The organism is Lactobacillus sp. MRS-253-APC-2B (assembly GCF_012843675.1).
Taxonomy (GTDB): Bacteria; Bacillota; Bacilli; order Lactobacillales; family Lactobacillaceae; genus Limosilactobacillus; species Limosilactobacillus pulli.
On record NZ_JABAFO010000007.1, the window covers coordinates 73,030 to 88,992 of the forward strand.

General features: G+C 46.7%; 16 protein-coding genes and 20 tRNA genes. 4 read left to right on the top strand and 32 right to left on the bottom strand.

What is annotated here, in order from left to right; translation table 11 throughout:
- Positions 1–5: 5 nt before the first annotated feature.
- The 3 genes from rsmH to HF864_RS05240 form a co-directional block, all read right to left on the bottom strand.
- A complete protein-coding gene (gene rsmH / locus HF864_RS05230) occupies positions 6–950 on the bottom strand; it encodes a 16S rRNA (cytosine(1402)-N(4))-methyltransferase RsmH (protein ID WP_169462012.1) in 945 nt (314 codons plus the stop codon).
- A gap of 23 nt (positions 951–973) precedes the next feature.
- Positions 974–1,402, bottom strand: a complete 429-nt coding sequence (mraZ, locus tag HF864_RS05235; RefSeq protein WP_169462013.1) for a division/cell wall cluster transcriptional repressor MraZ — start codon at positions 1,400–1,402, stop codon at positions 974–976.
- Positions 1,403–1,554: 152 nt separating this feature from the next.
- Complete coding sequence (locus tag HF864_RS05240) at positions 1,555–1,893, bottom strand: hypothetical protein (protein ID WP_169462014.1); 339 nt, start codon at positions 1,891–1,893, stop codon at positions 1,555–1,557.
- 123 nt (positions 1,894–2,016) lie between these two features.
- Here HF864_RS05240 and HF864_RS05245 point away from each other — a divergent pair, with 123 nt between their 5' ends.
- Complete coding sequence (locus tag HF864_RS05245; protein ID WP_006499693.1) at positions 2,017–2,133, top strand: DUF4044 domain-containing protein; 117 nt, start codon at positions 2,017–2,019, stop codon at positions 2,131–2,133.
- An 83-nt stretch (positions 2,134–2,216) separates the two neighbouring features.
- Here the strand turns inward: HF864_RS05245 and HF864_RS05250 are convergent, their stop codons facing one another.
- The 3 genes from HF864_RS05250 to HF864_RS05260 all read right to left on the bottom strand — a co-directional run bounded on the left by HF864_RS05250 (position 2,217) and on the right by HF864_RS05260 (position 6,153).
- Positions 2,217–4,595, bottom strand: coding sequence for a DNA translocase FtsK (locus HF864_RS05250; RefSeq protein ID WP_169462015.1), 2,379 nt, complete (start codon positions 4,593–4,595; stop codon positions 2,217–2,219).
- Between the two features lie 22 nt (positions 4,596–4,617).
- Positions 4,618–5,127 (bottom strand): tRNA (cytidine(34)-2'-O)-methyltransferase, encoded by a 510-nt coding sequence (locus tag HF864_RS05255; protein WP_169462016.1) that lies wholly within the window; start codon positions 5,125–5,127, stop codon positions 4,618–4,620.
- Positions 5,128–5,301: 174 nt separating this feature from the next.
- Complete coding sequence (locus HF864_RS05260) at positions 5,302–6,153, bottom strand: methyltransferase domain-containing protein (RefSeq protein WP_169462017.1); 852 nt, start codon at positions 6,151–6,153, stop codon at positions 5,302–5,304.
- A 94-nt stretch (positions 6,154–6,247) separates the two neighbouring features.
- On the opposite strand from HF864_RS05260, the gene HF864_RS05265 reads away from it, so the two are divergent.
- Positions 6,248–7,279 carry a lactonase family protein gene (locus HF864_RS05265; protein ID WP_169462018.1) on the top strand — a complete coding sequence of 344 codons (1,032 nt, stop codon included), beginning with the start codon at positions 6,248–6,250 and terminating at the stop codon, positions 7,277–7,279.
- A 31-nt stretch (positions 7,280–7,310) separates the two neighbouring features.
- On the opposite strand, the gene HF864_RS05270 is transcribed toward HF864_RS05265, so the two are convergent.
- From HF864_RS05270 to HF864_RS05280, 3 genes are read right to left on the bottom strand one after another with little or no spacing between them, the layout of a single operon-like run.
- Positions 7,311–8,222, bottom strand: a complete 912-nt coding sequence (locus HF864_RS05270; protein WP_169462019.1) for an RluA family pseudouridine synthase — start codon at positions 8,220–8,222, stop codon at positions 7,311–7,313.
- On the bottom strand, positions 8,222–9,034 hold the full coding sequence (locus tag HF864_RS05275; protein ID WP_169462020.1) for an NAD kinase: 813 nt from the start codon (positions 9,032–9,034) through the stop codon (positions 8,222–8,224). Before HF864_RS05275 ends, HF864_RS05270 begins: the two co-directional genes overlap by 1 nt.
- Before the next feature lie 3 nt (positions 9,035–9,037).
- On the bottom strand, positions 9,038–9,706 hold the full coding sequence (locus HF864_RS05280; RefSeq protein ID WP_169462021.1) for a GTP pyrophosphokinase family protein: 669 nt from the start codon (positions 9,704–9,706) through the stop codon (positions 9,038–9,040).
- 245 nt (positions 9,707–9,951) lie between these two features.
- On the opposite strand from HF864_RS05280, the gene HF864_RS05285 reads away from it, so the two are divergent.
- The gene (locus HF864_RS05285; RefSeq protein ID WP_169462022.1) at positions 9,952–10,590 is read left to right on the top strand and encodes a DsbA family protein; all 639 of its coding nucleotides are present in this window, start codon (positions 9,952–9,954) and stop codon (positions 10,588–10,590) included.
- Here the strand turns inward: HF864_RS05285 and HF864_RS05290 are convergent.
- From HF864_RS05290 to spxA, 3 genes are all read right to left on the bottom strand, one after another.
- Complete coding sequence (locus tag HF864_RS05290) at positions 10,587–11,624, bottom strand: competence protein CoiA family protein (RefSeq protein WP_169462023.1); 1,038 nt, start codon at positions 11,622–11,624, stop codon at positions 10,587–10,589. The genes HF864_RS05285 and HF864_RS05290 overlap by 4 nt on opposite strands.
- Before the next feature lie 91 nt (positions 11,625–11,715).
- Complete coding sequence (locus tag HF864_RS05295) at positions 11,716–12,432, bottom strand: adaptor protein MecA (protein ID WP_169462024.1); 717 nt, start codon at positions 12,430–12,432, stop codon at positions 11,716–11,718.
- Between the two features lie 161 nt (positions 12,433–12,593).
- Positions 12,594–12,995: a transcriptional regulator SpxA gene (spxA, locus tag HF864_RS05300; protein ID WP_169462025.1), complete on the bottom strand. Its 402-nt coding sequence runs from the start codon at positions 12,993–12,995 to the stop codon at positions 12,594–12,596.
- Between the two features lie 300 nt (positions 12,996–13,295).
- Here spxA and HF864_RS05305 point away from each other — a divergent pair, with 300 nt between their 5' ends.
- Positions 13,296–13,787 carry a hypothetical protein gene (locus tag HF864_RS05305; protein WP_169462026.1) on the top strand — a complete coding sequence of 164 codons (492 nt, stop codon included), beginning with the start codon at positions 13,296–13,298 and terminating at the stop codon, positions 13,785–13,787.
- Between the two features lie 326 nt (positions 13,788–14,113).
- On the opposite strand, the gene HF864_RS05310 is transcribed toward HF864_RS05305, so the two are convergent.
- From HF864_RS05310 to HF864_RS05405, 20 genes are all read right to left on the bottom strand, one after another.
- A tRNA-Asp gene (locus HF864_RS05310) sits at positions 14,114–14,189 on the bottom strand.
- Positions 14,190–14,193: 4 nt separating this feature from the next.
- Positions 14,194–14,267 (bottom strand) — tRNA-Met (locus HF864_RS05315).
- A gap of 15 nt (positions 14,268–14,282) precedes the next feature.
- Positions 14,283–14,354 (bottom strand) — tRNA-Glu (locus HF864_RS05320).
- 8 nt (positions 14,355–14,362) lie between these two features.
- Positions 14,363–14,434 (bottom strand) — tRNA-Glu (locus HF864_RS05325).
- 4 nt (positions 14,435–14,438) lie between these two features.
- Positions 14,439–14,526, bottom strand: a tRNA-Ser gene (locus HF864_RS05330).
- A gap of 2 nt (positions 14,527–14,528) precedes the next feature.
- A tRNA-Ile gene (locus HF864_RS05335) sits at positions 14,529–14,602 on the bottom strand.
- Between the two features lie 12 nt (positions 14,603–14,614).
- A tRNA-Gly gene (locus HF864_RS05340) sits at positions 14,615–14,685 on the bottom strand.
- Between the two features lie 26 nt (positions 14,686–14,711).
- Positions 14,712–14,784, bottom strand: a tRNA-Phe gene (locus HF864_RS05345).
- 7 nt (positions 14,785–14,791) lie between these two features.
- Positions 14,792–14,867, bottom strand: a tRNA-Asp gene (locus tag HF864_RS05350).
- 4 nt (positions 14,868–14,871) lie between these two features.
- Positions 14,872–14,945, bottom strand: a tRNA-Met gene (locus HF864_RS05355).
- A 9-nt stretch (positions 14,946–14,954) separates the two neighbouring features.
- Positions 14,955–15,042: transfer RNA gene (locus HF864_RS05360), tRNA-Ser, on the bottom strand.
- A gap of 38 nt (positions 15,043–15,080) precedes the next feature.
- A tRNA-Ile gene (locus HF864_RS05365) sits at positions 15,081–15,154 on the bottom strand.
- 15 nt (positions 15,155–15,169) lie between these two features.
- A tRNA-Met gene (locus HF864_RS05370) sits at positions 15,170–15,243 on the bottom strand.
- An 11-nt stretch (positions 15,244–15,254) separates the two neighbouring features.
- Positions 15,255–15,328 (bottom strand) — tRNA-Pro (locus HF864_RS05375).
- Between the two features lie 5 nt (positions 15,329–15,333).
- Positions 15,334–15,407, bottom strand: a tRNA-Arg gene (locus HF864_RS05380).
- A gap of 6 nt (positions 15,408–15,413) precedes the next feature.
- A tRNA-Leu gene (locus tag HF864_RS05385) sits at positions 15,414–15,499 on the bottom strand.
- 16 nt (positions 15,500–15,515) lie between these two features.
- Positions 15,516–15,587, bottom strand: a tRNA-Gly gene (locus HF864_RS05390).
- 12 nt (positions 15,588–15,599) lie between these two features.
- Positions 15,600–15,672: transfer RNA gene (locus HF864_RS05395), tRNA-Thr, on the bottom strand.
- 43 nt (positions 15,673–15,715) lie between these two features.
- Positions 15,716–15,788 (bottom strand) — tRNA-Lys (locus HF864_RS05400).
- A gap of 17 nt (positions 15,789–15,805) precedes the next feature.
- Positions 15,806–15,878: transfer RNA gene (locus HF864_RS05405), tRNA-Val, on the bottom strand.
- Between the last annotated feature and the right edge of the window lie 85 nt (positions 15,879–15,963).

Below are 15,963 nucleotides of genomic sequence, written 5' to 3' on the forward strand. Positions count from 1 at the left end.
GATTTCTACTTGACTTTTTCAATAATTCGCAGCTTTGCACTGTGCGAGCGATGATTGTCGCGCAGTTCTGCATTGCTTGGCAAAATTGGCTTTTTGTTTACCAATTTAAAATTAGGCTCCATGTCCGGTGGAACCACAGGCAAACCGGGTGGCAGTTCCGGCAATGATGCCTGTTCTTTAAACATCGTCTTGACCAGTCGATCCTCTAGTGACTGAAAAGTAATCACACTGATCCGACCGCCAACGTTAAGCATCTCAAATGCTTGCTCCAAGGAATCTTCCAAGGCACCCAGCTCATCGTTGACTGCAATGCGAATTGCCTGAAAGCTTTTTTTGGCTGGATGGCCGCCATGCCGACGAGCAGCCGCCGGAATCGCACTTTTAACAACCTCAGCCAGCTCAAGCGTTGTCTTGATCGGTGCTTGTTGGCGCTGACGCTCGATAGCACGGGCAATTTGTTTGGCAAATTTTTCTTCGCCATAGCGATGCAGGATCTTGACCAGACGCTCATATGGCCATTCATTGACAACTTCCATCGCGGAAAGCGCCTGGCTCTGATCCATTCGCATATCCAGCAATGCATCGTGCTGATAGCTAAAGCCTCGCTTGGCATCATCAAACTGGGGTGAAGAAACGCCCAAGTCATAGACAATCCCATCAAAGCTCGTTACGCCTTGAGCATTCAATGCCAATTTAAGATGACGAAAATTATCCTTAATAAAGGTTTCTCGGCCAGCTTTTAAATAAGGTGCCAAATGCTCTTGGTTATAGTCAATCGCAGTCTGATCCTGGTCAAAAGAATACAGATGCCCCGTCGTTAGCTGTTTTAAAATTGCCTCACTGTGACCGCCACCACCAAGCGTTGCATCAACGTAGACGCCGGCTGGCTTAACATTCAAGCCGGCAACCGCTTCGTTGAGCAGCACCGTTACATGGTTGAATTCAGTCATTAATATACCTCCTTTCCGACAAGCTACAGATCGAAGTCAAGATCTTCGGCAAGCTGGTCAAAATCGGCAGCTGTATCGTCCATATACTGTTGCCAGCGTTCTTTGTCCCAGATTTCCAAATGTTCCGATACTCCAACGATCGTGCACTGTTTATTTAAAGCAGCATGCTGTCGCAGTGCTATTGGCAAATTGATCCGTCCTTGCTTATCGAACTGGCATTCGGTCGCCGCAGCATACAAAAAACGCACGAAGGCTCGTGCATTGCGTTTCGTCATTGACAACGACTTTAATTTTGTTTCCAATTCATGCCAGACACTGAGCGGATAGCCAGTCAGGCAGCCATCCAGGCCACGTGTAACGACAAAGCCTTCACCCAGCTGCGAACGAAATTTTGCGGGGATGATCAGACGACCTTTATCGTCAATCGTATGTTCATATTCACCCATGAACATACCAATCCCCCCTTTTGGACCAATGTTACAGATACAGTCTACCACAATCCCCCACCACTCACCATGGATTTTAATAATTTTGTACAACCTAAAAAGCCGCTGTCTCTTGGATGGAGACAACGGCTCGATTTAAGTGATTCCTTGACGATTTTCTAAACAACCGGCAGATACGATCCGGTCAAAGAAACCAAAAAGGCAGCGATTGAAATAACCAGCGTTACTCGCCAAAAGGCTGGCCAATACTGACGATAGATAAACTGATGAGCGGCCGTCAGCTGCAAAATAATCAAAGCAATTCCCGCAATCATCCAGACAATCAAAACATAACAATACCAATAAAAACCCAAGTTCCAAAAACTGAGGATCATTAAAAGCACCGCCCACAACCAGGCAGCCCTTTTATGCGGCAGCTTGAACAGCCTAATCGTCAGCTGTTCCAACAGTCCATATCCGATCAAGATTATGAACTCCATGATCAATTGTCGTACCATTCAAAACTGCCTCCGATAAAATTAGTTAAGTTTAATTCTAACACAGATCAACACCAAATTTGAATTTGCGTGATAAGATGTGTAAACTGAAAAGGATAAATTGAAAGGCGGGATAAAATACCGATGCAACGCAAGAAAAAGACCCGATTCCAAAAAATCACTATGGTTGCCGTTTGGCTAATGCTGATCGCAATGCTGGGTTCTCTGATTCTAGGGGCCGTTGCCTCACTTGGCTTCTAAGCTTAGTCATCATAGACTTAACATAGAAATCTTTAAATAGGCACAAAAAAAAGAGGCTCGACATCAACGTCGAGGCCTCTTTTTTATTGAATTGGCTGATCCGACTTTTTATAAACCTCACGTGGCTTAGAACCATTGGCCGGGCCGATATAGCCCCGCTGCTCCATGTCATCAATGATGCGGGCCGCCCGATTATAGCCAATCCGGAAACGTCTTTGAATCAATGACGTTGAGGCTTTTTGCTCACGAGCCACAAATTCGAGTGCCTCGCCAAACAGCTCGTCTTCATCGGCTGTTTGTTCTTCTTCTTGAATTTCGGCATCACTAACCATCATTTGATCATCATATTCAGCCGGCCGCTCATTTTTAATGAAATCAACGACTGACTCAACGTCATGATCCGAGATGAAAGCTCCTTGAATTCGAATCGGCTTGTTTTGATCGATTGGTTCAAACAGCATGTCACCGCGTCCAAGCAGTTTTTCAGCCCCATTGGTATCGATAATCGTTCGTGAGTCAACCCCGCTGGAAACGGCAAAGGCAATTCGTGAAGGAACGTTGGCCTTGATCAGACCGGTAATGACGTCAACGCTGGGCCGCTGCGTTGCCAGAATCATATGGATCCCAGCTGCTCGCCCCATCTGTGCGATTCGGACGATGGCATCTTCTACATCTTTGGAAACAGTCATCATCAAGTCAGCCAGCTCATCAACGATTACCAAAATCAAGGGCATCGTTGGCTGCTGCTCGTTGGGATCGGAATGCTGCTGATTTTCTTTTTCAACCAGCCGATTATACCCATCCAGGTTACGGACGCCCAATGTTGCAAATAATTCATAGCGGCGCTCCATCTCAGCGACAACCTTGCCCAGCGCACGCGCCGCTTTTTTTGGTTCAGATACGACTGGACTGAGCAGGTGTGGAATGCCATTATAAACGCTCAACTCAACTTTTTTAGGATCGATCATCAGCATCTTGACCTGGCTCGGTTTAGCCTTCAGTAAAATACTGGTAATGATCACGTTGATGGCCACCGACTTCCCACTCCCAGTAGCACCGGCAATCAAAAGATGCGGCATTTTCGTAAGGTCTGCTGTCATAACCTGACCAGTAACCGTACGACCAAGCGGCACGTCAAGCGGTCGATCATCATGCGGTGCAGCTTCAATCATGTCACGAAAACCCACTGTAGCAATCTGCTGGTTGGGCACCTCGATTCCAATCAAAGACTTGCCAGGGATCGGTGCCTCAATTCGAATGTCCTTGGCTGCCAGGGCCAGGGCCAGGTCATCGGCCAGATTTGTGATGCGACTGACTTTAACTCCGACTGCCGGACGCAACTCATATTTAGTTACGGACGGGCCGAGGTTCACATTTTCAACCGTCGCCTCAACGCCGAATGATTTCAGCGTATCCTGCAGCTTTTGCGTATTTGACTTGATTGAGTCAAGATCTGCGCTTTGATCAGTTGGCTTTACCTTGCTCAAGAGATCAAGCGGCGGGAACTGATAGTCTTGATCCTCTTTGGCATCCGCATTGTTCAACGTCAGTTCGACATCGACTGGCGGCTTGGCATCAGTTGACCTTGATCGCTCATTTTCACTGGCTACTGTAATCCGTGGCTCAGCGATATCAGATCCATGCTCAGCATTTTGCTCAGTGCGTGACCGACCAAGCTCAAATTCTGGCAGTGCTCGCGCTTGGCGATGTTCAGCAATCGGCTCTGGCAAATCTTTTTCAATCATTGCCTTCCCTGGTATGTTGGCATGCTGCTCTTTTGGATGTTTCTGGCGTTCTTTTTGATGCTGGGCCTGACGCTTTTGGCGATCATCATTTAATTGATGCAGCCGTTCTTTCAGCTGACTCAGTGCTTGACCAATTGCCAGCCGCAGCTTTTGGACCGGTAGATTAAAAAAGATCACGAATCCTACAATCATCAATAAAACAGCCGCTGCCTTGGTTCCAGTGCTGCCCAGCAAATAGCCGCTGGCAGAATATAATGCCGCACCCAGCATCCCACCACCAATCGGCATACTGGAATCATCGTTTAAAACGGCTTCAGTCAAGCTGCTCAACGTTTGATTCCAAAAGTCGCTGTGCCGTCCCAGCTGATCGAACATCTGCGCGTGCAGCATCAGCAACAGCCCCAGATAAAAAATCATCGTTCCCCAGATCCAGCGCTTTTTAAAATGCGGCCATTGGGCATAAATCGTCAGTCCCAGACTATATAAAATCACGATTACCATCAGCAGCGGATAGCTTTGACCAACTAAGATTTTAAAGACATCCTGCACACCGGTTCCTAAAATTCCCAGCTTAAACAGGCCGGTCAGCGTCAATAAAATGATAGCCAGACCGCTCAGACTGCGAATGGCTCGCTCGTCTCGTGCTGGCTTTTTGGTACGCCGCTTGGCAGCCGTTTTGTTGGAACGACGCCGTGTCACAGTTTTTTTGCGAGCCATGCAAATCCTCCTTTATCCCTGATTATTTCAGCTTATCGTCTGAATAGCGATGTACACGCGCCAGTTTCGGAAATCCTTGTTGACGCAGCGCCTCATAAATAACGATTGCCGCACTGTTGGAAAGATTAAGCGCGCGAATGTTATTGTCATCTTGTGGAATCCGAATACAGTTTTGCGGATAGCGCCGCATAAACGGTTCCGGCAGCCCTGTCGTTTCCTTGCCAAACAAAAAGTAATGGTCGCCTGGCAAACGATAGTCAACTTCAGTATAGTCGCGTTCGGCAAACTTAGAAACCAGATACAATCGATCAAGATCTTCAATTGTTTCCATAAAGCTGGGCAGATCATCATGATAGACCACTTTAACCTTGTCCCAATAATCCAAACCAGCCCGTTTCATATGTTTGTCGTCCGTTGAAAAACCAAGGGGCTTGACCAAATGCAGGATCGTATCGGTGCCGGCACAGGTTCTGGCAATATTGCCGGTGTTAGCAGGAAACAAGGGTTCAAACAGTACAATGTGATTAGTCATATTCACTCTCCTAAAAAAGGCAATAAAAAAAGCAGGGTCTCGGTGTGGGCACGGCGAAACGCTGCTTTAATGAAGTACTCTTTGACCAATGCCAACGACGCAAATCGATGTCCTCGGCCAAACGATTTCTATAAAACAATATACTCCCATCACTTAAAAAAAACAATAAAATAATCAAACTTTTTTACCGATCAGTAAGCTGACGTCAACCGTAACTTGTTTTAATGACGATAAATCGCTTTCATTCAATTTTTTGGCATTGCGTCCCCAATGCAGCGGCGACATCTCTACTAAATCCCCTTGCAGTCCTGCCGGAATTTCAAACTGATATTGAATCGGTATAATGCGAGCATCTTTATAATGCTGCTTGAAGCGCTCGACAACCGGCGTATTGTCATAAGCGGCATGCTGGTCGTTAAGCTCATACAAAAGATGCCGCAGCTCAATCAGATAGTTGGCATTAGGAATAATCTTTAAGAGCTGACCACCAGGCTTGAGAATGCGATCAAACTCCCGGTAATCGGATGGTGAAAAAAGCTCCATCACCTGATCAAACGATTCATCAGCAAATGGTAGGCGTCTAAGATCCGCTACACAAAAGAACAGATCGCCCGAAAGCTGCGTAGCCAGTTGGATGCCGGCCTTAGAAATATCAAAACCAATTGCGGCATCCTGCTGTCCACGTAAATCTCCCAATTGAGCCAGTGGCGTTCCTTCACCCGTGCCAACATCCAAAATCGTCTGTGATTCATCTGGCAGCTCGGCATTGATCTGTTCAAGCATTGGCAGGAATAGCCCCGCATTAAGCATACGGCGTCTTGACTCAAACATCGTCCGATCATAGTCGGTACCATTGCCGTTATTTAAAAAATAAAGGTAGCCATGCTTGTTGAAGTCAATCGCATGTCCCTGCTCACAGACCAGACTGTTTTCAAAAACGCCTTTGATCGGCGCCTGGCAGATCGAACAGCGAAACAGCTGCCGATGAGCGTTGACCCATTGCCTTTTGATTGCTACTTTTTTCATATTTGCTCCCTTCGATTTGCTCATGATTTCTCAATCCTAAGCGTACAGTTTCTGCTATTATATAAGTGTATATTTTTTTAAGGAGGGCTTCGTTTTGACTGAAGACTTTTTAATTGGAACCTACACCAGTAAATCCAGCCAAGGAATTTATGGCGTAACTTTAGATACTGAAAAAGAAGAACTGACCAACGTACGCCTGGTAGCTGCCTCTGGTAAGCCGGCCTACCTGCAATATGGCGCACAAAAACGGCTGTATGCCTTGAAGCAGGATGGTGAGCTGGGTGGCGTGGCATCCTATGATCTGTCTGGTGACACGGCCAAACTGATTGATGCCAAATTGGAAAAAGGACCTACGCCAGCCTACATTGGTGTTGACGACCATCGTCATCTGCTGTTTTCGGCCAATTACCACACCGGTGAGCTGAAAGTCTTTAAAATTGCTGAAGATGGCAAGCTGACTCAGACCGATTCTGTCGTTCACCAAGGGGAAACCGGTCCCCAGCCTGAACAAGACGCACCACACGTTCATTATATCGACTTGACGCCGGACAATCGTCTCATCGTCTGTGATCTGGGGATGGACCTGGTTGTTGTCTATGACGTAACCGATGACGGTAAGCTGACGGCGGCATCACGCTATCAGTTTGAACCAGGCTTTGGTACGCGCCACCTGGTCTTCCATCCAAATGGCAAGATCGTCTATGTGCTGGGCGAATTAAGCAGCAAGCTGGCCGTAATGCGCTACAACGCCGCAGACGCCTCGCTGACGCATCTGCAGACCATCAAGACCATTCCTGCCGACTGGACTGCCCACAATGGTGCGGCGGCTATTCATATTTCTGCTGATGGACGCTTCGTCTACACATCCAACCGTGGTGAAAATACGATTGCCGTTTTTGCAATCCAGCCTGACTTTACGGTGGCTCACATTCAGTCAATCAGCACGGAAGGCGACTTCCCACGCGATTTTGAATTGAGCCATGACGATGCCTATCTGGTTGGCTCAAATCAAAACAGCGACAACCTGACGCTGTACAGGCGCGATGCCAAATCCGGGATGCTGACGCTGTTGCAAAAAGATGTTGCCTGCCCAGAACCGGTTTGCGTCAAACGCTGGCCTAAGTAGTTTCAAACTAATCAATAAATAAACGGGGTGCCTAATCAGCGTCCCGTTTATTTATTGACTCAATTTTTTCAATTGCCGTCTTCATATCACTTGGCATAGGCGCGTTCAATTCAATCTGCCGACCCAAAAACGGACTGTAAAAGCTCAGCCACTGACAATGCAATGCCTGACGATCCATGACGGCCGGTCCGCCATACATAACATCCCCCAGCAACGGATGATTCAGATAGCTGAAATGAACCCGAATCTGGTGCGTACGTCCCGTATGCAGCCGAATCTTGACAATTGAAGCCTGATCAGTTGCATGTGTCAGCCAGTATTCAGTTACCGCTGCCTTGCCATCCAAGCCAACCTGTCTTTTTACGAATGACTCTGGATCACGCTGAATCGGTGCATCAATATAGCCGTGAGCAATCGTGATACGACCACTGACCAAAGCCACGTACTCTTTTTTAACCGTATGATGCTTGAGCTGATCATCTAAAACGGCATGGGCAAAACGATGCTTGGGAAAAACCACCAGGCCACTGGTATCCTTGTCCAGACGCGTAGCAACATGAGTAACCTGATTTTCATATCCCTGTTTTTGGTAATAGTACTTAACACGATTGACCAAGCTGTCTTGAACGGCTACGTTATGAGCCGGTACCGTTGCCACTCCGGCTGCCTTATTGATTACCAAGAAATCGCGATCCTCGTAGGCAATCTCAAATGGTGCCTGACAAGCCGGTACATGATCATTGGGAACCTCAGGCGGCAATTCAATAGCAAAGCGATCACCTGGCTCGACCAGATCAATGGCCCATTTTGGCTCATGATTGATCGTCATTTGTCCGCCATGAAAAATCGCAACCTTGATCAAAGAACTGGTAACGCCACGCTGCTTTAAAGCCGAGCGCAGCTTAATCGGTTGATTGCCAGTATAGACCCAGGCAAACTCCATTATTGGATCCCCCCAATAAACGAATCCTTGACCCGATCCCAAAAGTTGGTGTGTCGATACTTGGCAAAGCGGATTACCTTATCGGAGACGCGATATGAAACATCAATCAGACGACGCTCCTGCGTATCCATCATAATCTGATCACGATCGCAGCTCAAAACCGTTCCTGAGTCATCGGGCAATCGCAAGGTCAGCTTGGTATCCGAGCCAAATACAACCGGTGAGCCCAGCGTCCGAAACACACGATTGTTCAATGAAGCCATTTCGCCCAGCTGAAAGCCAATAATCCGCGGATCCAGAATTGCCCCGCCTACTGATTTATTGTAGGCCGTCGATCCGGTTGGCGTGGAAATAACCAATCCATCACCACGGAAACGCTCAAACAGCTGGTTATTGATATAGACGTCACAAACCATGGTCTTAACTATATTGCGCAGCGTTGACTCGTTTAGTGCTACGCGACGCTCAACCTCGCCATCATCGTAGGTGGCGCTCATTTCCAACAGTGGGTAGCTGACGGATTGACCACTGTCGTTTTGCAAACTTTCAACCAAGTCCTCAACTTCAAAATTACGCCAATCAGTATAAAAGCCCAGATGTCCGGTATGGATCCCCACGAAGCGAATCGTTGACAGACGATCCTCATAATGATGAAAAGCCGAGATCAGCGTGCCATCGCCGCCAATTGTGATGACGATGTCTGGCTGCTGGTCATCATAAGTAATTGCGGTCTCTTCTTCCAGACGATTCAGCAACAGCTTGCGCACCCGCAGCGATTCTGGTGACTCATAGTTAAAAATGGCTACCCGCATTGATCAATCCGCTCCTTTTTTATCTTCCAGCGAAGCATTCAGCAATTCGTCAGGCGCCTGCTTGCGACCAAACAGCGTCTGCGCCTCTTGAATCTCTTCTCTGATCTCCGACATTTCCTCATCCAGTTTAAAAGCCGCCTCGGCCGCGCGCTGTAAGCGATCAGAAAGCTCCTTGGGAAAGGCGCCCTGATATTTATAGTTTAATGAATGCTCGATCGTGGCCCAAAAGTTCATGGCCAGTGTCCGAACCTGAATCTCTGCCAATACCTTTTTTTCGCCGGTAACCAGCTGAACCGGATACTCGATTACGATATGATACGACCGATAACCGCTTGGCTTGACGTTGGTTACGTAGTCACGCTCTTCTAGAATCGTCATATCATTGCGCTGGCGAAGCAAATCAACGACTTGATAAATGTCCTCGACAAATTGACACATGATTCGCAAACCAGCAATATCTTGCATGTCTTGTTCCAAACGCTCTTCTAAGACATGCCGCCGTACCATTTTTTCTTTAATACTGTCAACTGGCTTAACGCGGCCAGTAACAAATTCAATCGGCGAATGCTGATCTTGATCCTGGAATTGTTTGCGCATGCCCCGCAGCTTGACCTTTAATTCATTGACGGCTTGCTGATAAGGTAATAAAAAATGCTGCCAATCTTCAATCATTGCAATCCCACTTCCTTGACAATCTCTGTTTATTTTATCATAGTTTAGCCATGACTTAACCAAAGACTATCGGGTTCAAGAATGAAATCAAGATTTTACAAATCCCTTGATCTGTCAGATGCTTGATCAAAATCATTTTATTTGATGATCAGCTCAAAACAGATCACTTTACATCTTGCACTTTCTTTGTAAAAATAACATTGTTCAATCATCGATTATTCTGTAACGAACAGGAGGAGCAGCCAATGCTCGAAATTCATCTTTTTGTTAATCCATTAGGCATGCGCTGTTTTTGCTGCGAACAGGATGTTTTGCGCATTGACCAAGAACTGCGCACCAAAGTCAACTATCAGTTCGTTCCATTGTTTAACATGGAAACCATTCAGCAGACCATGGAGCTCTATCACTTAAACGTCCATGATCTAAGTGTTCGGCAGCAGACTTCGGCTACGCTTTACCAGATTATCTTGGATTATAAAGCAGCACTGTTTCAAGGACGCAAACGTGGCCGTCACTATCTGCTCAGGCTTCAGTCGGCACTAATTAACGACGGGCTTGACTACTCAGAAGCACTCGCCAAAAAGATTGCTCGGCAGGCTCAGCTTGATTTGGACATGTTCTGGGAAGATCGTAAGTCGGAACTGGCAGTCAAAGCCTTTAAAAAAGACCAGTACATGGCTGACGAAATGGGTGTTACCCAAACGGCTACGGCAGTTGTTTTTGATTCTGAGCAACCGGTCTATGGGTTTATGATCAACAATTTTGATTATGAATCGCTGATTGAGTCCTATCGCAGTCATCAGCTCTGCTTGCATCAAACTCCCCAAGAATTTGCTCAAAGCTATAACGACAAGCACCATCAGTCAACATTACGTATCCTTTAGATATTTGCCAGCTGCTTTAGGTAGCCCAGCTTGTGCTCATAGCTTTTAAACCATCGTGGCCGTTGAATTATTTTTACCTGAGTCTGACATCGAATAATCCCTGCCAAGGCCAATTCTTGAGTATAGCAAGCCAATAAGCGATGCCGTACCAGATTGATCTGAGCTGGGCTGAGGCATGGCAATGGCAGCCATTTTACGCTCTGATTCAATAAATCATACCATTCCGACCAGCTCCAGCCTTGACCAAGGGTGCACTGCTCAAGGCTTAAAATCACGGATACTCGCCACTCTAATGGTGACTCAGCCATTAGGTCCCATTGTGGATGCGTATCATGAGCAACCAGCGGACAAGTACTGAGGGTGCCATGTCCCATTAAATAGGCTTGATCAGCCAGTCTACGCAGTCGTGGCGCTGCAAAATAGACTTGCCGCTGCAGCTGTCTGGTTTGTTGTATCAATACTTGCCAAACATCTTGACGACCCATTTCAATCCTTGAAATGGGTCGTTTTCTTTGATAGTTGGGCTGCTGACGGCTTAAATCCCAAAACGGCAAAGTCAGCTGCTGCTCGTGCCATTGCAGAAACTGAGCCGCTTTATACGGGCGCAGCTGATGCGCATAGGTTGGCCCCAAAAACCAGCGATAGGCAATTCCCAGCTTGGCATATCCTTGATTACGCTCGATCAGACGTTTCACGCTCAGTGGACTGCATTGAAACTCAATTGCTATCCACTGATCATTAATTCTGGTTAAGACATCCGGTCGCTGCCTGACGGTGGGCAAATAAACCTCTGAATAGCTGGACCACCCTTGCAGGGCAAGCCATCTCTCAATTTGGTGCTTACCCAGTTGGTGAATGATGGTTTCGTTGGCATCGCATCTGCTCTTGGCATAATGAGCAAAATATGGACGATGGTCGCTGCCTTGACATAGATGGACTCTTTGACCACAGTCGGGGCAATAATATGTCCGTTGCGTTTTTTTAACTTCATTTTGCGCCCAAACCAATTGATCATTCCACAAAGCGGTCTGCATGATTACACCTCCACTTTGCTATATGTCAAAAAACAATTGCTGGCATTAAAAAAGCTGAATCATTGAAACAATTCAATGACTCAGCCTTTTGTTAATCAAAATACGTTCTTACCAATTCCAAAGCTGCCTGTTTCATCAGTGGTTTGCCATGCTCTAGGATAACGTCTGGTGTCAGGTTGGTTTTTTGTCCATATTCATAGGCTAAAGCAAGCTGATCCTTTAGCTGCTGTGAAGACAATGAGCCATCGTCAATAAAAGTCAGCAGCAAATAGTCACTGTCTTGATAGCGATAAAGATCAGATACCGCATAGATATTGCCTTGTGCAAGCTTTGCCAATGCAACCAGGTCCTCAAAATCATCAATTCGCAAAACACAGACGTTTTTTTCAATGTCTGGATTGGCAATTGCTTCCTCGGGATCATCGCCAGCAGCTGAATTTGTTTGTTGGTCGTGAGCTGTCTGCGGTTCTTGACGATCTCTACCAACCAGTTCTTTTTTGATCAGGTTCGTGATTTGATCTTGGTCCAGTGGCGGCTGTCCGGCAGGCGTTCCCTTTTTTAGGCTGGCCGGATCGGTTTTGGTAATATATAGCTCTAAACCGTCTTGTTGGGGACGAACCTGAAATGTAACCAGATCATTGTCTTGGAATTGATGCTCGGCATCAACCTCTTCCAGAATGCTGTAAAAGAAGTCTTCAATCTGTTGATTGTGATTCAGCAAATCAAGTACGGTGATACCACGCTCATTTAAATCTTCATTGTTGAGCAGTACGCGAATCGTATTTTCGTTAATGCGTTTCATTTCCATAAGCATCGCGCCCCCTTTGATTCGCTAATTTCTTATCCGATCGTTATGACCTTTAAAACCGAAAAGCCGAACGATGTTAAATGTCTATTTTTCATTATATCATTCTTTTTCCAGTAACTGTTCGATTAAAAAATAAAGGCGACGAAAAAATCGCCACCCCTTTAAAACAGATTTGCCTTACGACGTGCTTCTGCCAGTTCCAGTGCCCGTACCTCACGTGGCAAGAAACGACGAATCTCGTCTTCGTTGTATCCAATCTGTAATCTTTTATCATCCATAATGATTGGTCGTCTCAGTAGACCTGGATTTTTGCGAATCAAATCATAGAGCTCGGTCATCGACATTTCATCCAAATTAACGTTTAAGCTTTGATAAGCCTTAGAGCGTTTTGAGATAATGTCTTCTGTGCCGTTTTCAGTCATTCGCAAAATATTTTTTACCTCATCCATACTCAAAGGTTCAGAAAAAATGTTGCGCTCGGTGAAAGGAATACCATGTTCCTTTAACCAGGCCCGCGCCTTACGGCAAGATGTGCAACTTGGAGACGTGTATAGTGTAACCATTTGTTGGGCCTCCTTTAAATCAAAAACATGTTTAACCTTGATCACTCCATAAATAATTATAACCTATTTTAGAATGATTTTGAACCACTGCAAGGAATTTTCTTGACTTTTTGTAAGTAAATTTTTTGTCGATCACTATCGATACTAATCGGTAGTCAAGATTAATCTGCCATTAAAAGATATACATTTTCAATAAAAATGGTCATCAATGATTAATTAATTGTGCTTTCTAACTCGTTATTCCCAATTACTGTTAATCAGCGGTATAATTAAGACAATTAAGATAAGGAGGAGACACTTATGCTTTCACAAATCAGTTTTACTTTTGGCTCCATGCCTGTTCTACTCGATATCGTAAAGAAACACCCAGATCGTGATTTTCGGCTGCTGCAAGCAACCGGCGACAACAGCAAACTGGCCTTGTTTGATCTATCGGGCAAGCCAAGCATTTTTCAAAGTCCGATTACCTTAGAGTCCTTATACAGCGTCGGTAATGACAAGTTTAAAGGAATTTTACATTTTGAGTCTTTTGAGCTTGGTGCAGACGATCGGAACCTGTTACGCAAGCAGGCTAAGCTGGCTCTTGACAGTGCCGATCATTCCAAGATGACGACTGGCTACATGTTCTCACGTCCTGATCAAACCAATGCAACAATTTTAGTTACTACCTGGACTAATGCCGATGCGATTGATGAGTGGACCAGCAGTGCCGACTTTGCACCAATTGCCGGTTACATGGATCACAGTCCACGCAGCGTCTACTACTACGAAGATTATCGTCCAGCTGAATAAAGAAAATGCAATGCATTGTCTGCATTGCACTTTTATTTTATATGGGTCTACACTATCTGGTATTGGTGATCGCCAATGCCAGATTTTTTCGTAAAAAAAGAGGGCAAAAGCTGTCCCCTTTGACGGTGAGATTCGTAACGTTATCAAGGCACGGTTGTCTTGACCGATCTCTCGCTGCCCTTACTGCGGTTTTGAGACCATTATTAAAAATGGCGCACAACTCACACGCATCTGCTAATTTCGAAGCAAGGCATCACTCTTCACCAATGTGGACAAAGGTCAAAAATAAAAAGTATTCCGCCATTCTGACAGAATACTTTCAAAGACGGTCCGTACGAGACTCGAACTCGTGATCTCATCCGTGACAGGGATGCGTCCTAACCAAAACTAGACCAACGGACCAATATTGCGGGGGCTGGATTTGAACCAACGACCTCCGGGTTATGAGCCCGACGAGCTACCAGGCTGCTCTACCCCGCGATAATTAAAATAAAGTGACCCATGCGGGATTCGAACCCACGATACCAGCGTGAAAGGCTGGTGTCTTAACCGCTTGACTAATGGGTCATTACAAGTGACCCGTGCGGGATTCGAACCCACGATACCAGCGTGAAAGGCTGGTGTCTTAACCACTTGACTAACGGGTCATAACGGAGAATGAGAGATTCGAACTCTCGCGCCGCTTTCGCGACCTACACCCTTAGCAGGGGCGCCTCTTCAGCCACTTGAGTAATTCTCCAATGGGTCTAAGTGGACTCGAACCACCGACCTCACGCTTATCAGGCGTGCGCTCTAACCAACTGAGCTATAGACCCATATATTGCAAAAGCGGGTAACGAGAATCGAACTCGCGACAACAGCTTGGAAGGCTGTGGTTTTACCACTAAACTATACCCGCATTAAGCTAATGCTTAATTGCTTTAATGGCGCGGGACGGAATCGAACCGCCGACACACGGAGCTTCAATCCGTTGCTCTACCAACTGAGCTACCGAGCCATATAAACGGTCCGTACGAGACTCGAACTCGTGATCTCATCCGTGACAGGGATGCGTCCTAACCAAAACTAGACCAACGGACCAATATTGCGGGGGCTGGATTTGAACCAACGACCTCCGGGTTATGAGCCCGACGAGCTACCAGGCTGCTCTACCCCGCGATAATTAAAAGGAGGATAAGAGATTCGAACTCTTGCGCCGCTTTCACGACCTAGCGGTTTTCAAGACCGCCCCCTTCAGCCACTTGGGTAATCCTCCATAAATGAAAAGCTGTCGAGTGTTATGAGGCCCGCCAATGGACCTTGTAGGACTCGAACCTACGACCGGGCGGTTATGAGCCGCTTGCTCTAACCAACTGAGCTAAAGGTCCCTAACAGCCAGTCAATCGCGGCGGGGGGGATCGAACCCTCGACCTCCCGGGTATGAACCGGACGCTCTAGCCAGCTGAGCTACACCGCGATAATTCTAAATCGGGAAAACAGGATTCGAACCTGCGACCCCCTGGTCCCAAACCAGGTGCTCTACCAAGCTGAGCTATTTCCCGAAAAATGCACCCAGAAGGAGTCGAACCTTCAACCTTCTGATTCGTAGTCAGACACTCTATCCAATTGCGCTATGGGTGCAATAGATGCCGAGGACCGGGATCGAACCGGTACGGTTATCACTAACCGCAGGATTTTAAGTCCTGTGCGTCTGCCAATTCCGCCACCCCGGCATTATGGAATTGACAAAGCGGAAGACGGGATTCGAACCCGCGACCCCCACCATGGCAAGGTGATGTTCTACCACTGAACTACTTCCGCATAGTATTTAAATGCCGACTAGAGGGCTCGAACCTCCGACCCCCTGTTTACAAGACAGGTGCTCTGCCAACTGAGCTAAGTCGGCGTAAAATTACGGTAATCCGCATCTCAAAGCCTCTATTTGGCAATGAGCCGTGACGGGTTCGAACCGTCGACCCTCTGATTAAAAGTCAGATGCTCTACCGACTGAGCTAACGGCTCATGAGCTTAATGCTCAATGGAGGATACAGGGCTCGAACCTGTGACCCTCTGCTTGTAAGGCAGATGCTCTCCCAACTGAGCTAATCCTCCATAATGTGTGGCAATGCCCTATCCTCGCAGGGAGCGATCCCCCAACTACTTTCGGCGCGTTGAAGCTTAACTTCTGTGTTCGGCA

Bases quoted from the DNA above. Each gene is read 5' to 3' on its own strand.
- HF864_RS05260 (WP_169462017.1), bottom strand. From the start codon at position 6,153: ATGAAAAAAGTAGCAATCAAAAGGCAATGGGTCAACGCTCATCGGCAG.
- HF864_RS05245 (WP_006499693.1), top strand. From the start codon at position 2,017: ATGCAACGCAAGAAAAAGACCCGATTCCAAAAAATCACTATGGTTGCC.
- HF864_RS05270 (WP_169462019.1), bottom strand. From the start codon at position 8,222: ATGGAGTTTGCCTGGGTCTATACTGGCAATCAACCGATTAAGCTGCGC.
- HF864_RS05295 (WP_169462024.1), bottom strand. From the start codon at position 12,432: ATGGAAATGAAACGCATTAACGAAAATACGATTCGCGTACTGCTCAAC.
- HF864_RS05305 (WP_169462026.1), top strand. From the start codon at position 13,296: ATGCTTTCACAAATCAGTTTTACTTTTGGCTCCATGCCTGTTCTACTC.
- HF864_RS05280 (WP_169462021.1), bottom strand. From the start codon at position 9,706: ATGATTGAAGATTGGCAGCATTTTTTATTACCTTATCAGCAAGCCGTC.
- HF864_RS05285 (WP_169462022.1), top strand. From the start codon at position 9,952: ATGCTCGAAATTCATCTTTTTGTTAATCCATTAGGCATGCGCTGTTTT.
- spxA (WP_169462025.1), bottom strand. From the start codon at position 12,995: ATGGTTACACTATACACGTCTCCAAGTTGCACATCTTGCCGTAAGGCG.
- HF864_RS05275 (WP_169462020.1), bottom strand. From the start codon at position 9,034: ATGCGGGTAGCCATTTTTAACTATGAGTCACCAGAATCGCTGCGGGTG.
- HF864_RS05250 (WP_169462015.1), bottom strand. From the start codon at position 4,595: ATGGCTCGCAAAAAAACTGTGACACGGCGTCGTTCCAACAAAACGGCT.
- HF864_RS05240 (WP_169462014.1), bottom strand. From the start codon at position 1,893: ATGGTACGACAATTGATCATGGAGTTCATAATCTTGATCGGATATGGA.
- HF864_RS05255 (WP_169462016.1), bottom strand. From the start codon at position 5,127: ATGACTAATCACATTGTACTGTTTGAACCCTTGTTTCCTGCTAACACC.
- mraZ (WP_169462013.1), bottom strand. From the start codon at position 1,402: ATGTTCATGGGTGAATATGAACATACGATTGACGATAAAGGTCGTCTG.
- rsmH (WP_169462012.1), bottom strand. From the start codon at position 950: ATGACTGAATTCAACCATGTAACGGTGCTGCTCAACGAAGCGGTTGCC.
- HF864_RS05290 (WP_169462023.1), bottom strand. From the start codon at position 11,624: ATGCAGACCGCTTTGTGGAATGATCAATTGGTTTGGGCGCAAAATGAA.